This is a genomic window from Pelotomaculum terephthalicicum JT (assembly GCF_022410535.1).
GTDB lineage: Bacteria > Bacillota > Desulfotomaculia > Desulfotomaculales > Pelotomaculaceae > Pelotomaculum_D > Pelotomaculum_D terephthalicicum.
Map to the genome: position 1 here is coordinate 28,700 of NZ_JAKNBL010000011.1, position 14,914 is coordinate 43,613.

Below are 14,914 nucleotides of genomic sequence, written 5' to 3' on the forward strand. Positions count from 1 at the left end.
AATTAATCCGATACCCCCTCCCCTGTAACGTTGGGATTACGTCCAAACCTACTGGCCGTTTGCGAACGGTTTCAGCCGGCATCTCCAGAGGGAACTTCGGCAGGCCTTTTCCTAAGAGTGCTTTCAGTCAACGACACTCTCTCCCTGCAGGAATACAACCAGCTTACTTTTCTCCTTCATAGACTTTTCAGTACATAATTAATATCATTTTAGCACCTGCCATTTCCAAACGCAAGACCTATTTTAATAATCATATCATTCGGTTTAAATAATTTCAGGAAAATTGTGTCATGTTAACGCCGACGGTGAAATATATTTTGGGAAAACAAGTTGACAAAAAAAAGAAAGCGTGTAATAATTCCATATTTAAGAGGTTATCATGACCTTTATTCAGTACCCGTGGCAAGGAGGTCTGGATCTTTTGGCAAAAAGAAGGACTCGCAGAAAGCTAAATAGCCGCCGCCTTTTTTCTCTTTTATTTTGTCTTGCTGTATTATCTGTGGGATGCGTTGGATGCGGATTGGTATATTCCAGCATCAGGGACGTGCCCAAACTAACTCCAGATTCTTTGGAGTCAGCGGCATCCACTTTGGTTTATGATAAAGACGATAAACTAATTACCCAGATAGGAATAAAGAACAGTGTTCCTATAGATTTGAAGGATGTCCCGGACAACGTGAAGAACGCTTTTCTGGCTATCGAAGACCCAGGTTTTTATAAGCACCATGGCTTCAGCTTCCGTGGAATCGCACGGGCGGCCTGGAATGACCTGAGTTCAGGCTCAATTAAGGAAGGCGGCAGCACGATAACCCAGCAACTGGTAAAAATTTCTTTTCTCAGTGACGAAAGAACTTTAAAAAGGAAATTACAGGAACTAATTCTGGCCCTGCAGGTTGAGCGACAATATACAAAAGACGAAATTTTAGAGATGTATCTTAACAATATTTACCTGGGTGAGGGTGCTTACGGAATCCAGGCGGCGGCTCAAACTTACTTTGGGAAAGAAATCAAGAGAGGTTTAAAGCTGGAGGAGGCAGCCATGCTTGGCGGCCTGCCCCAGGCTCCCAGCGCCTACTCTCCATATTTGGATCCCCAGGCGGCGTTGTCCAGGCGGAATACTGTGCTGGACAGTATGGCCAAGAATAACTTTATTAGTGAGAGTGAAGCTGCCAAAGCCAAAGCTGCAGAGTTGAAAATTGAAACCAAGGAGCCGGCTGAAAGGCAATACCCGTATCCATACTTCCTTGACTATCTGACGGACAAGCTGATTGAAAAATACGGAGAGACTGAAGTATTCAAGGGAGGTCTGAAAGTCTACACCTCCCTGGATCAGAATATCCAACAAATTGCCGAAGCGGCCATGGCCAGAAACAGCAATTTCCCGTCCTCCAAGACTGACGCTAATAATTTGCTGCAACCCCAGGGCGCGGTAGTGGTCCTGGATCCGCATACCGGTGAGATAAAAGCGCTGGTGGGCGGACGCGAGCACACCCAGAAGAGGCAGTGGAACCGGGCCAGCCAAACCACACGGCAGCCGGGTTCCGCTTTCAAGCCTATTGCCGTATACGGGCCGGCAATAGAATATAAAGGGATGGGGCCCGCATCGGTGGTTGACGATATTCCTGTCAATTACGGCTCTTATGAGCCGCATAATGTTGACGGGAGATACCGGGGTCTGATCACCTTGCGCACAGCCATGACTAACTCGGTTAATATCGCCGCGGTGAAAATATTGATGGGTAAAGTCGGCATCAGCGATGCCATCAAATTCGCTTCCGGGTTGGGAATCCAGCTGGATCCGCAAAAACACGGCGCCGGCATGGCGCTGGGCGGTTTATACAACGGGGTGACCCCTTTGCAAATGGCCAGCGCTTACGGAGCTTTTGCCAATCAGGGAATTTACGTTGAGCCTACCGCCATAACCAGGGTTGAAAAAGCAGACGGAGTCATCCTGGAACAAAACGTTCCCAAGCAGCACCAGGCTATGAAAGCCACCACGGCATACCTTATTACCGATATGCTTAAATCTGTTGTGCAAAGCGGCACTGGAACCAACGCCCAAATAGGGCGGCCGGCGGCGGGTAAAACCGGCACAACCGACGACGGTAAAGATATCTGGTTTGTCGGATACACCCGGGAGCTCGTAGCGGCTGTGTGGATCGGGTACGACAAACCGACTTCCATGCAGGCATATGGCGGCACCTATCCGGCGGGAATCTGGCGGGAAATAATGAGCAAAGCGCTAAGCAACGTCACGGTTAAGGATTTCCAACGCCCAGATGGCTTGGTTTCATATACTGTGGACGGCAAATCAGGACTCTTGCCCGGACCGAACACTCCCAGCGACAGTCTTGTTACCGATCTTTTCAATGAAGGAACAGTCCCGACTGAAAGCGACAACATCCATGTATTTGTCGAAGTTTGCGCAGCCAGCGGGCAACTTCCCACTGAACGATGCCCGGACAAAGTTATTAAACCTTTAATCAAGCTCCCGTATTCTGTTCCTTCTTTTGTGGAAGATTATAACCTGCGTGTGCCCACCCAGCCATGCGCTGTCCATGAGCCGGGCTCATCCGCCAGCGCCGGCGGCGGCAATAAGCCGTCAAACCCGGCAATACCCGGCGAAATAAAAACACAAACGGGAAAACAAAACGGCCGGACTGTCCGGACCGATCGCGGAAACAATTGAACACAAGGTGATGAAAGGAGAAAGAACTGACGTGTTTCCAGACCGTTACATCTACCCTGCCATCTTTAATTACTACGATGATGGCATTTCAATCGAATTTCCTGATTTGCCCGGCTGCTTACTTTGCGCTGAAACTAACGAAGAAGCATTTAAAAACGCCAAAGAAGCTCTTGGCCTTCACTTATTGGACATGGAAAATGACGGTGAGCGCATTCCCGAGCCAACGGTCATAAACAGCTTAAACTTAAAGCCGAACCAGCTGGCAGTGCCTATTGAGGTTTGGATGCCTGTTTTCCGGGAAGATATTGATAATAAAATAGTGAAGAAAACTATAATATTACCTAAGTGGCTCGATGATATGGCTGAGAATGAAAAAATAAATTTGTCCCAGGTTCTTCAATCCGCGTTAAAAAATTATTTCGGTATCAGTGATTATAAAAAGCAGTCCTAAACGGACTGCTTTCACTATCTCAAAGACTTGCGAAAATCAATGATATGGAAATGCTGCCCGGGCAGGCTCCCGCCGGTATTGACCCCGGCTTTTTTAATTAGTCTTGTGCCCCTATCCGGGCGGTGCAGACGCAGGTTCCAGCGGCAGGCGAATCCGGCAAACCCTTGATTTTTGTTTGAAGGAAATTTATAATTTAAACCGTTTAGTACAATACATGTACTGAGTAGTCTATATTTTTTAAAGGCCAGGCAGTGGTTTAAGTATAAGAAATAAAATTTGTATGAATTGGATTGCAGTAGGCGTTAAAATGCATTAAGCAGGAAAAACTGTAGGTGCGAGGTTTATTGAAAGGGGGTGAGACAGGTGCAAATAGCGGAAAAAACCTTTCTAACCGGACTCGGGGCACTCTCACTTGGCAGGGAAAAGGTTAAAAAAGTTATTGACGAGCTGGCTAAGAAAGGCGAAACCACCAGGGATGAAGCCAGGGAACTGCTCCAGAAGTTAGAAGACAAGGGGAAGGCGGAGAAAGAATCCTTGCGGGCGGCAATCGAGCAGAAATGCTGTTCCCCGGGGCAGCTAAGGCCGGCCACCAGGCAGGACATCGAAAGATTGGAACAAAAACTGGATGAATTAATAAAGAAATTAAGTTAACCGATTACCGATTATGGAAGGGTACTGAGAACGTAGTAGTTTTCCGTACCCTTCATAATTTTTTACTCACCCCATAAAGAAAGGGTCGGCCAGGCAGAATTAAATAAGGCGAAGGATGATGCTGTTATGCAACTGCGCAGGCGGTACAAACATTTGCAGCGCTACCGGGAGATTGTAAATATTTTGCTAAAACACGGTTTCGGCCACATTCTACACCACCTGGGCTTGGCGGATTTTGTATCGATTCCCGGAAAAGTGTTTTTTAAAAAAGAGCCCCGGATAGAACAATTTTCCATGCCCCAAAGGGTACGATTGGCACTTGAGGAACTGGGGCCGACATTTATAAAAGTGGGCCAAATTCTAAGCAGCAGGGCCGACCTGCTGCCCCCGGATTATTTAATTGAATTGGGAAAACTTCAGGACAGGGTGCCGGCTTTTGCATTTGATACGGCCAAACAGCAGATTGAAAGGGAATTAGACCAGCCATTAGAGGAAATATATGCCGAGTTTGACCCCGCACCGCTGGCCGCCGCTTCCATAGGCCAGGTGTACCGGGCCGCGCTGCCCGACGGCCAGAAGGTAGTGGTTAAAGTCCAGCGCCCGGATATTGAGAAAATCATCAACATCGATCTCGAAATACTATATGATGTGGCGCGTTTTCTCGAGAGCCGTTCGAATTGGGCGGAGATGTACAGCTTTGTCGAGACGGTGGGCGAGTTTGACCGGACCCTCCACGAAGAGCTGGATTATAACGCCGAGGGCCGCAACGCTGATGCTTTCAGAAAGAATTTTGCCGGCGAGCCCGGTGTGTTCATTCCTATGGTCTACTGGGACTTTACTACCAAAAAAGTTTTAACCATGGAATATGTACATGGGATAAAGCTTAATAACCTACAGGAAATTAACCGCCTGGGTTTGGACCGGCCGGCATTGGCCAGGAAATTAGCCCAAGCTATATTTAAGCAGATTTTAATAGACGGTTTCTTTCATGGCGACCCGCACCCCGGAAACCTGGCGGCGCTCTCCGGAGGGGAAATTGCCTTCATGGACTTCGGCATGGTTGGGCTCCTTACGGAAGAAACCAAAAGTAAAGTGGTAAAACTGCTGACGGCACTGGTAAGTAAAAGCTCCGAAGCAATAACGAAGGCAGTTTTAGACCTGGGGGTTGTCCCCAAAAATGTTGACAAAAGGCTTCTGCGCCTGGATATCAACTTATTGCAGAGAAAGTATTATGAGGTCCCCTTAAGTCAGATTAGCCTGGCAGAATCTTTAAACGACATCGTGAGTGTCGCCTTGAAATATCACATCCGGCTGTCAACGGAATTCACCTTGCTGGCAAAGGCACTGTTGATCCTGGAAGGGATAGTGAAAGAGCTTGATCCGAAGTTGAGCATAATTAAAGTAGCCGAGCCGTTTGGGAAAAGTCTGCTTATGGAGAAGCTTTCACCTCAAGCATTGTCGAAAGCCGCGATTAAAAACCTCCGGGAATTTGGGGATGTTCTTTCCTTCTTGCCGAAACAGGTCAGTACGGTGCTGGACCTGGCTGCGGCAGGAGAGTTGAAATTAAAACACCAGCTTCCCCAGATTGATGAAGTTCTGAACAGGGTAAACAAAATGATCAACCGGCTGGCCTTTAGCATTGTGATAACCGGCCTGGTTATCGGATCTGCTTTTCTGGCCCGGAAGGAAGGTATTCTGTTCGGGCAGGTGCCGGTAGCGGAAGCGGGATTTTTAGTGGTTGCGGTGCTGGGTTTCTGGTTTCTGGTTTCAATCCTGCGCTCGGGTGGTTTTTAAGCCTGATTATTCTCCTTATAGCCGTCGACGAGATTGCATTTCGGGCCGGTGTTGCCAAAGGCACAATGACTATAAATGTAAATTGTTACGCCAGGCCTTGTTATTAGTGCATTCCTATACTTTAATTACAATTTTAGGTACTCATAGTAATATAAATTTTGCAAAAAATACTTATTGAATGAACGCAAACAATAAAAAAGGAGGTGTGGATATTGCATTACCACGACTGGTCAGACTCTTCCCGCGGTGTTCATGTTAAATCGCTTACACCGGACGGCAGCGATGTTACAATTATCTATAACGGGCTTCTAAATAAAAGTGGAGCAAATGAGGTTTATCTGCACGCGGGTTTTGGTGATCCGATGCACTGGAGAATTGTCGATGATTACCGGATGCAGCGCACGGCGGAGGGCTGGAAAAAAACGCTTAATATGGAGGACAGGCAGTTAACTTTCTGCTTCCACGATAGCGCAAACAACTGGGATAACAATAATGGCTACAACTGGTCCTATAATATCGGTTAATGAGAAACCGGGGTTAAACCCGGTTTCTTACTGGTAGTTCGCTTTTACTATGCCAGGTCGACTACTGTGACACCAAACCCGCCCTCGCCCTGTTCGCCCAGGCGGAAGGACTTCACCCGGCGGTGCCCGTTGAGGTGCTTGTGGATAGCCATCCGCAGCGCGCCTGTGCCTTTGCCGTGTATCAGCCGTACTTTGGCCAGCCCGGCTAAAAAAGCGTCGTCCAGATACTTTTCCACCTCAAACAAGGCGTCTTCAGCATAAAGTCCCCGCAAATCAAGTTCGAATGAAATCTCTTGCGCTTTGTTCAGCGCCACCCTGGCCGTTTCGCTTTGCCCGCCTGGTCTGTTTTTTTCAACCCGGCGCAGTTCATTTAAAGGCACATTTATTTTTATAATACCTACCTGCACCTGCACTTCGCCTTCAGGACCGGGCGGCGTCAGAACAACACCGTGCTGGTTGAACTTTGGCAAATACACTTCTTCCCCGCTGAGCAGAATCCCCGGGACCTTGCCGGCGATAACTTTTTCGGGCACAGCCTTGTTTACTTTTTTTTGCAGTGCCGACAACTTTTCCCTGGCTTCCTGAATAGCGTTCTCCCTAACATGAGCCGCTTCCCGGGCCAGTTTCACCCTCAGTTCTTTAATTGTTGATTCGGCTTCCAACCTGGCGGTTTTAACCAGAGATCTTGCTTCATCCCCTGCTTTTGCCAGAATGGACTCCCGCTTCTGGGCAAGGTCAAATTCCATCTTTTCATATTTTTCTTTCAATAACCGGGCTTTTTCAGCTGATTCAACAGCCTCAACGCGACTGGCCTCTACCTCCTGTTGTGCCTTCTCCAAATTCTGCATCAATTCTTCAACCTTTATTTGTTCAACAGTTAAAAATTCCCTTGCCCGCTCCACCAGTTGCTCCGGCAGCCCTAATTTCAACGCCGTTTCAAAAGCGTTGCTGCGGCCGGGCCGCCCGGTTAGAAGACGGTACGTGGGCCTTAAAGTGACAGCGTCAAACTCCACGCTGGCATTTTCCACCCGCTCCCGCGTATAGGCAAAATTCTTCAACTCGTTGTAGTGGGTAGTTGCGATAGTTTTAGCGCCCGCAGTGTGCAATTTTTCTAAAATCGACTGGGCTAGAGCCGCCCCCTCCGTCGGATCTGTTCCGGCCCCCAGCTCATCAAGCAGGACTAGACTGTCACGGCCGGCTTTACCGATGATTTCCACAATGTTAACCATGTGGGAGGAGAATGTGCTTAGAGACTGCTCGATGCTTTGTTCGTCACCGATGTCCGTGAATACTTGCCGGAACAACCCGATTTTTGAACCGTCCTCAGCCGGCAGGTGCAATCCGGATTGAGCCATCAATACCATAATGCCGGCGGTTTTTAAAGCTACCGTCTTGCCGCCGGTATTGGGACCGGTCACGACAAGCGTGTCAAAATCCTCACCCAGCCGCAGGTTTACCGGCACCGCCGCCCCTTGCAGCAGTGGATGCCTGCCCTGCCGGATATTCATGCACGCCTCGCCTGCAAAAGCCGGAGCCCAGGCATTCAACTTCTCACTGTACTTGGCCTTGGCCATAATAAAATCAAGCTCCCCCAAGGCATCCAGGGAGATGAGCAGGGCCTCGGCATTGCTGGCCACTTCCGCCGATAACTCGGTTAGGATTTTTAACACTTCCTGTTTTTCCAATACCGTCAAACGCCTTATCTCATTGTTCCTGTCGACTACCGCCATCGGTTCGATAAACAGAGTGGCGCCGCTGGCGGACTGGTCGTGCACGATTCCGGGCACCTGGCTGCGGTGTTCGATTTTAACGGGCACCACATAACGGCCCTCCCTGACTGTGACAATCGGGTCCTGCAAATACTTCTGGTATTCCGGAGAACGGATGACATGCTCCAGATGCTCCTTGATTTGGAACTGGGCGTTTAACAGCTTGCGACGCACTTGCGCCAAAGCGGAGGAAGCATGATCCGCGATCTCACCGCCGGGCAGGATGGCTCGTTTTATCTTTTTTTCAAGATCCGGCAAAGAGACCAAAGCAAATCCCAGTTCACTGAGAATGGGATAACGCTCCCGTTTTTCCTCAAGAAAATTTTTTACTATCCGGCAGGCTGCGAGGGTGTCGGTTATTGCTGTAAGCTCCTCCGGCTCGAGCAAGGCCCCGCGGCCGGCTCTTTGCAGCTGTGGCCTTATATCGCGCCAACCATTTATCTCAGCGGTCGGGTCCAGCCGGAGCATTTCACGTCCTTCGCTGGTTTCTGCCTGCCACCTGAGAATAGCTTCCAAGTCGTCAACAGGTTCCAGTTCCCATACCCGCTCTTTGCCAAGAGGTGATCCAGCGTAACCGGCCAGTTGTTCTTTGATCTTATTATATTCAAGTCTTAATAACGTTTTATGGTCCATAAGCCTGGCCTTCCTGCTTATTTATGTTAACTAAATTATAGCATATATTTTTTTTATGTTCTAGACAGCTTATCTTATAGTAGACAATTAACGAATTAGTCAATTTCACTATAATTCTGGTACCTTTTATCTGCCATAATTTTGGCTAATAAACTATTGATAATATCTCCTGTGTTCCAATATTGCTATTAGTCAAATAAGCTATTTATTTTATTCTACTTTAATATTTTATCTTATATTAATACTACTTTCACATATATCTCTGTTGTATTAGTGCAATCAATAATAGAACAGGCAGTTTATCTACAGCACTCCACGGTAATAATGCCCCCTGGTGAATCCACCCGGGCTGTACTTGACCAAAGCTTCTTTTGCACGCGATTCCACGCCATCCTCCAGTGCTTCGGGCAGCTTGCTCATAGCCAAACGGTAAGCCCGCACAACGTCGCGGACATATTCAGCCCCTTCGCGCCTTGCTTCGATGCGAAGCACCGTCACGCCTGTTCCGGCCAGCAACCCGATATCTTCGATAATGCAGAGATCCCGGGAATTAAATAATTGCATCCGGCAGAACTGATCCATCTCAAACGGAAATACAATCCCCTTGCGGTCCCTCAGCCCCCAGTGCCTGCCGGCGCATGGTCCGGCGCAATTGTTGCCGCAGCCCAGCAGACTGCCCGCAACACAATGTTCGGAGACCATCAAAGGCAAAGCCCCGTGCACAATCACTTCAGCGGGAACTGGCAGAGCAGGCGCCAGACGGCGGATTTGCTCCATGGTCAACTCAGGCGAAAGGGTGACGCGGGCCACCCCTGTTTCCATTAGAAAGATAGCCGCCTCGCGGTTGAACACGTTCAGTGAAAAATCTGCGTATACCGGTTTGCCGGTAATTTTTCCCACCTTTGTGATTAAGCCAAGGTTGCCTGCCTGAACCCCGTCCAAAAGAGTTGCGTCCACCTTTTCCAATAAACGGCAAAACCAGGCAAGTTCCTTATCCTGCAAAATACGCGGCGACGATAATATAAAACGAACGCCGGCTTTCCCGCATAGCTCGCCGGCGGGTTGAATAACTTCCGGAGTTACAGGCTCTTTGGAGCGGTACTGCTCACCGCCGAAATATACTATTCCGGCTCCCGCTTCCACCGCCGCCGCCAAGGAAGCCAAATCGGTCACGGCGACAGCCAGTTCAGGCAGCCCGACAGTTGCCGGCTTAGCCATTTTTTCATGAAAAAAAGCGGCGGACAAACGGCGGCGGAAATCTTGATCAGAAACCGGTTCTTGCCTGGCGGCGGCCATGCGGCGCTTTTCCAGTACGGCGAGCGCCCGGCGCCGCGCCTCATTGATTTCAGCTACCGGCACAATCACCGGCTCCGCCAGTTCGCAACGCAAGTCCGTCATGGCAAACGGGGTATTCCCCAACCTTCCAAGCTGGTTCGCTAAATATGCACGGGTCAAAGGGCGCTTCAGGGCTCTCTGGCACGGGGACTTTGTTTCCGCCTCCCCGGTCAGCCCGCCCTGGTCAGTCACTCTGATCAGCAAGGGCTCGTTGAGACGGGCAAAGACCTCAAATATCAGCGGTATTTTCTTCTGTTCCTTGGGAGAGGCAAATGTTGCTCTCGCCCGCTCAATCAGATCGGCGTCATGGGTTTTAAAGACACGGTCGCCGGGAAAAACCCGGCCGGGTATATCCAGGTACACTATATCCCCGGCGGCGGCCCGTTCAACACTTTTTCCGTCCTTGACGATCCGGCGCACTTCTCCGGCCGCCCGCCCTCCCTCGGTAACCCATACTTCAACGCCGTCGCCCAGCCGCAGCGGCTTCTCCAATGACAATTCGGCCATCTTTTGTTTCCTGTCGAAACCTTTTATCCTTCCCAGCCGGACCCCGCGGTTGTTCGGGCGTTTGTAGCTCATCAAATCCCGGCCGGGATGGCCGTAAAAATAGCCGGTGGTAAAATCACGGTTGAATATCTGGGCCAGCTCCCCAGCCTCCTCAGGGGTAACCTCATAACCTGCGCCTTCAGCGGCCCGGTCCAGCAGCTTGCGGTAAATTCTGACTACGGTCGCGACATATTCCGGCCTCTTCATCCGGCCTTCAATTTTTAAAGAGGTGATCCCGGCATTGAGCAAATCGGGCAGGTGACGGCTCATGTTGAGGTCGCGGGGACTCAAAAGGTGCTCGCCCGCCGCATCCGGCTCAGCCACCGGTCGATTTTTTTCATCGACCAGAACATAACTAAGACGGCAGGGCTGGGCACAGCGGCCCCGGTTGCCGCTCCGTCCGCCGATCAGGCTTGACAACAAGCACTGGCCGGAGTAGCAAATGCACAAAGCGCCGTGCACGAATGATTCCACCTCAACCCCGCCCCACCCGGTAATTTCCTTGATGTTTTCCAGGGAAAGCTCCCGGGCCAGTACGATTCTGCTGATGCCTTTTTCTTTCAACAGCCGCGCCGCCGGCAGGTTATGAACAGTCATTTGCGTGCTGGCATGCAGGGGCAGTTCAGGAATAACCCGCCGGGCAAGCCTGATTAAGCCCGCGTCCTGCACGATTACCGCGTCGGCGCCGGCACGCTGCAAGAAGTGCAAAAACTGCGCCGCGCCGGTTAGTTCATGATCCGCCAGAAGCGTGTTGACCGCAACATAAACCTTAACCCCGCGCACATGGGCAAATTCCACCGCTTTAATCAACTCGTCGTCATCAAAGTTGCCGGCAGATTCCCTGGCGTTGTAAGATTTGCCGCCCAGGTAAACGGCGTCCGCCCCGTTTTCCACCGCCGCCACCAGGGATTCCCAGGCGCCGGCGGGAGCGAGCAATTCCGGTTTAACCGGCATTAACTGTTACTCCTTCGCACATATCTTAATAGCCCGGAGCAAGGGATTACTTCAATACTCCGCTGCGCCAACTCATCCAGGAAAAGGTTCATCCCGAGCGAGTCGCTGGCCATGTGTCCCGCTATGATTACATTGATATGATTTTTCTCCGCTTCTTTGCGGTGTTTTTCACCGATATGCATCACTACCAGCGTACCAACGCCGGCCACGGCCAGCTTGGCGTACGCGTCTTCGGAACCGCTCGTGCCTCCGGTCATATCCACCATGATCCTGCCGGCACGCTTTTCCTTGCCGCCGACAACAATAACCGGACCCGCGTTATACTTCACCGCCTCGGCGTACTCAGGGATGCTTTTCATGAACTTAATCAGTTCTTCCAGGGTTTCCGGCTTTTCTTCGTTTATTATATTTTGCAGATAATATTGCACCAGATTGTCCGCGGCGGTGTGCACGCACATCAAAGGAATACCCAAAAGCCTGGCGGCATCCACCGCCCGGTTATGGTTCAGAGGCAACAACCCCCGCTTGACCTCACTGATACGCGAGGCCATAATCCCTTCAGCCACATTGATCGGCACGCCAAAACCGGCAAGCACGTCTTCCTGTATTTTCATCACCTGGTAAAGAGCCGACATTGCTTTTCCTTCCGGGTGGTGGGCGATGATCAGATCCACCGGTTGCCCCCGGGCGGTAAGCCGGTCGGCCAGGAGCACTTCGGCCGCTTCCATGTCGATACCGGTCAGCACACGATTAACCTCATGCTCAGGTTCGCCGAAGAGCACCCTGGTGTCACCGTACGGGTTAAACAACCGGTCCTGGTCGTACTCTTTCTTTTCGTCTTCTTTTAGCTCATTAAAATTTTTCTGTTCCTTTTCCAGCAATTTAAGCACTGCTTCCCTTGACCGCGGGTCGTTTTCAATACCCTTTTGCACGGCCAATTCGTAAATATCCCTGATTTTCAGCTTACCTTCCCCCTGTCCCCAAATAATAGATACTCAGAATTCAGTAGTCAGGAGTCGGAACATTTTAAGACAAAAACCATTCTCTCATTCTGCTCCTTACCCTTCTCCTTACCCTTCTCCTTACCCCTGTCTTCCGTCTTCTGTTTCCTATCTTCTGACTCCTGACTCTTTATTTTTTAGAAATAAACCGGCTGCCTTTCAGGTAATATCTCAACGGCAGAGCAGTTCCTTCTCTAATGCCGATACGGGTTGTCGCGACGATTGGCTCACTTTTCTTTTGCCCCTGATAAATAACGAGCTTTCCTCCTGTCAAGTCTGTGCCGTTATGGCGGCGTGTTATACCCATGGCCTGCACCAGTTTTGCCGGGCCTCCGCATAGTTCCTCCAGCTTCTCCCGCTTCCTCCGCAAACGCATCAGCTGTATCCCTTCAACCGGCTCCAGCGCCCGGATCAAAACAGCTTCCCCTACGCCTTCCGGGGCGGAAACCACATTAAAGCAGTAATACATACCGTAAATAAAATATACATAAGCGTGACCCGGCGGTCCGAACATCACCCGGTTGCGGCGGGTAATGCCGCGAGAAGCATGGCAGGCCGGGTCATCTTGCAGATAAGCCTCTGTTTCCACAATCCTGCCGGCGGTGATTCCTTCCGGAGACATGTGCACGAGCAGGTTGCCCAGCAGTTCTCTGGCTACTGCGGTTGTATCACGGTTGTAAAAAGCGCGGGGCAGGATCTCCTTATTTATAAATATCCCGGAAGCATTTAACATTCTACGCACCCAATGTAGGTTTATCTTATTCTGACTCTTGACTCCTGAATTCTGAGCAGTTACTAATTTTTCTTGTCCAGGTATGCGAGGAGTTTATCCAAAGGCATCGTGTTGACAATATCACCCGCTCCCAGCCAAGCCCGGCGCGCCACCGCGATTCCATAAGGCATTTCATCCATCCTTTTCAAGTCATGGGCGTCCGTGTTGACGGCAATTTTAATACCTTTAGCTTTGGCCGAACGGGCATTTACGTCATTTAAATCCAGACGGTCCGGAGACGAGTTTATCTCCAATATCGTGCCACAAGCGGCGGCGGCATCCAATACTCTCTCCATGTCAAGAGCGTATCCATCCCGCCTGCCCAGCAAGCGCCCGGTCGCATGACCGATGATGTCGACATTTTTATTTTTTATTGCTGAAATAATTCTGCCGGTCATTTTTTCCCGGTCCTGTTTAAAAGCGCGGTGGACCGATGCCACCACCAGGTCCGTTTTTTCAAGTATTTCATCAGGACAATCCAGCTCCCCCCCGGGCAGGATATCCGCTTCTATTCCGGTGAGTATTCTAAACTCTTCATTATTTTCATCAAATTTCTCATTTAGCAGGGCAATCTCACGGTGCTGTTCTTTAAGCTTTTCCAGAGATAGCCCTTTTGCTATTTTGAGAGACTGAGAGTGGTCGGTAATAGCCAAATACTTGTAACCTTTTTCTTTCGCCCGCTGCACAACTTGTTCTATGGAAGCGACACCGTCGCTCCAAGAGGTGTGAATATGCAAGTCGCCCACGATATCACCCTGTTTCACCAGTTGTGGCAGGCTGTCCTTGAGGGCGCATTCAATTTCACCCCGGTCTTCCCGGATTTCAGGAGGTATGTACGGCATGCCCAGAGCAGCGTATATATCTTCTTCACCATGCATTATGCCTGTCCGTTCCATCACCAAACGGGTAAAATCAACGCCTTTCACCCCAAATTTTTCTTGCAAGCGCGACAAATGCGCTTTACTTCCGGTGCTCTTATGCAGCGCCGGAAAGAACATCTCCTCCGGCACCACCTCCAATTCCACATAAATACCCCACCAGGAATAAAACCCGGCACGGTTTGCAGCCTTTTCCGACACTTCTTTGATGCGGGGATGGCTTGCCATGGCCTCAAAAACCTCATTTGCTTCTTCAGCCGCGACCACCAGGTCAATATCCCCTACCGTTTCCCGCCACCGGCGTATGCTGCCTCCAACTTCCACTTTTATCACACCGGGAATAATTTTTAAGTATTCCGTCAACTCCGCGGCCAGCTCTCTCGCAGTAGCCAGTAAAACTTTGCCCGACCGTCTTTTGATCATTTCCACATTCCTGATAATATCCATCTCAAGCTTGACCCCCATCCCCGGCAGGCCGCGCACACGCTTGGCCCGGGCCGCCTCAGCAAGCTCTTCGGGGCTGGTGATGTTCAGTCTTTCCTGAAGCAGGTAGGCTCGCTTTGGCCCGATTCCGGGCAAAGACATTATTTCCATTACGCCCGGAGGCACTTCCCTCAGCAGCTCCTCGTGCTTTTGCAGCCGTCCGGTTAATAGAATTTCCTCTATCTTTTTTGCAATATTTTTGCCAATCCCGGGGATCTTTTGCAGCCCGCGGTTTTTTTTAATTTTTTCAACAGGTTCGCTTAGGCCGGCCAGCACTTTTGCCGCGTTGCGATAGGCGCGAATTTTGAAAAAATCATCCCCTTTAAACTCATGCAATTCAGCCAACTCATAAAATATTCGGGCTATTTCAGCATTTCGCAAGATAATCGCCCCACTTCAGCATAAGATAAAACTCATGAAGTCACTTCATGAGT

10 protein-coding genes are annotated in these 14,914 nt (G+C 50.2%); 5 read left to right on the forward strand and 5 right to left on the reverse strand.

The features are described from left to right. The first annotated feature begins 421 nt into the window (after positions 1-421). The 5 genes from L9W92_RS08760 to L9W92_RS08780 all read left to right on the forward strand — a co-directional run bounded on the left by L9W92_RS08760 (position 422) and on the right by L9W92_RS08780 (position 6,109). Positions 422-2,689: a transglycosylase domain-containing protein gene (locus L9W92_RS08760; RefSeq protein ID WP_312038078.1), complete on the forward strand. Its 2,268-nt coding sequence runs from the start codon at positions 422-424 to the stop codon at positions 2,687-2,689. A gap of 10 nt (positions 2,690-2,699) precedes the next feature. Next, positions 2,700-3,140 carry a type II toxin-antitoxin system HicB family antitoxin gene (locus L9W92_RS08765; RefSeq protein WP_240083424.1) on the forward strand — a complete coding sequence of 147 codons (441 nt, stop codon included), beginning with the start codon at positions 2,700-2,702 and terminating at the stop codon, positions 3,138-3,140. A 363-nt stretch (positions 3,141-3,503) separates the two neighbouring features. Continuing rightward, the gene (locus L9W92_RS08770; protein ID WP_240083379.1) at positions 3,504-3,791 is read left to right on the forward strand and encodes a phasin family protein; all 288 of its coding nucleotides are present in this window, start codon (positions 3,504-3,506) and stop codon (positions 3,789-3,791) included. Between the two features lie 126 nt (positions 3,792-3,917). After that, positions 3,918-5,585, forward strand: coding sequence for an ABC1 kinase family protein (locus L9W92_RS08775; RefSeq protein ID WP_240083380.1), 1,668 nt, complete (start codon positions 3,918-3,920; stop codon positions 5,583-5,585). Between the two features lie 212 nt (positions 5,586-5,797). Continuing rightward, positions 5,798-6,109, forward strand: coding sequence for a carbohydrate-binding protein (locus tag L9W92_RS08780; RefSeq protein ID WP_240083381.1), 312 nt, complete (start codon positions 5,798-5,800; stop codon positions 6,107-6,109). 47 nt (positions 6,110-6,156) lie between these two features. On the opposite strand, the gene L9W92_RS08785 is transcribed toward L9W92_RS08780, so the two are convergent. From L9W92_RS08785 to polX, 5 genes are all read right to left on the reverse strand, one after another. Then, the gene (locus L9W92_RS08785) at positions 6,157-8,511 is read right to left on the reverse strand and encodes an endonuclease MutS2 (RefSeq protein WP_240083382.1); all 2,355 of its coding nucleotides are present in this window, start codon (positions 8,509-8,511) and stop codon (positions 6,157-6,159) included. Between the two features lie 303 nt (positions 8,512-8,814). Then, positions 8,815-11,346, reverse strand: a complete 2,532-nt coding sequence (locus tag L9W92_RS08790) for a U32 family peptidase (RefSeq protein ID WP_240083383.1) — start codon at positions 11,344-11,346, stop codon at positions 8,815-8,817. Further along, positions 11,346-12,308, reverse strand: coding sequence for a Nif3-like dinuclear metal center hexameric protein (locus L9W92_RS08795; protein WP_240083425.1), 963 nt, complete (start codon positions 12,306-12,308; stop codon positions 11,346-11,348). The genes L9W92_RS08790 and L9W92_RS08795 overlap by 1 nt, the downstream gene beginning before the upstream one ends. A gap of 169 nt (positions 12,309-12,477) precedes the next feature. Beyond that, positions 12,478-13,080: a DNA-3-methyladenine glycosylase gene (locus L9W92_RS08800; RefSeq protein WP_240083426.1), complete on the reverse strand. Its 603-nt coding sequence runs from the start codon at positions 13,078-13,080 to the stop codon at positions 12,478-12,480. 62 nt (positions 13,081-13,142) lie between these two features. Further along, the gene (gene polX, locus L9W92_RS08805; RefSeq protein ID WP_240083384.1) at positions 13,143-14,861 is read right to left on the reverse strand and encodes a DNA polymerase/3'-5' exonuclease PolX; all 1,719 of its coding nucleotides are present in this window, start codon (positions 14,859-14,861) and stop codon (positions 13,143-13,145) included. Positions 14,862-14,914: the final 53 nt, after the last annotated feature.

Coding starts and splice junctions, on each gene's coding strand:
- L9W92_RS08765 (WP_240083424.1), top strand. CDS start 2,700: ATGAAAGGAGAAAGAACTGACGTGTTTCCAGACCGTTACATCTACCCT.
- L9W92_RS08775 (WP_240083380.1), top strand. CDS start 3,918: ATGCAACTGCGCAGGCGGTACAAACATTTGCAGCGCTACCGGGAGATT.
- L9W92_RS08785 (WP_240083382.1), bottom strand. CDS start 8,511: ATGGACCATAAAACGTTATTAAGACTTGAATATAATAAGATCAAAGAA.
- L9W92_RS08790 (WP_240083383.1), bottom strand. CDS start 11,346: ATGCCGGTTAAACCGGAATTGCTCGCTCCCGCCGGCGCCTGGGAATCC.
- L9W92_RS08800 (WP_240083426.1), bottom strand. CDS start 13,080: ATGTTAAATGCTTCCGGGATATTTATAAATAAGGAGATCCTGCCCCGC.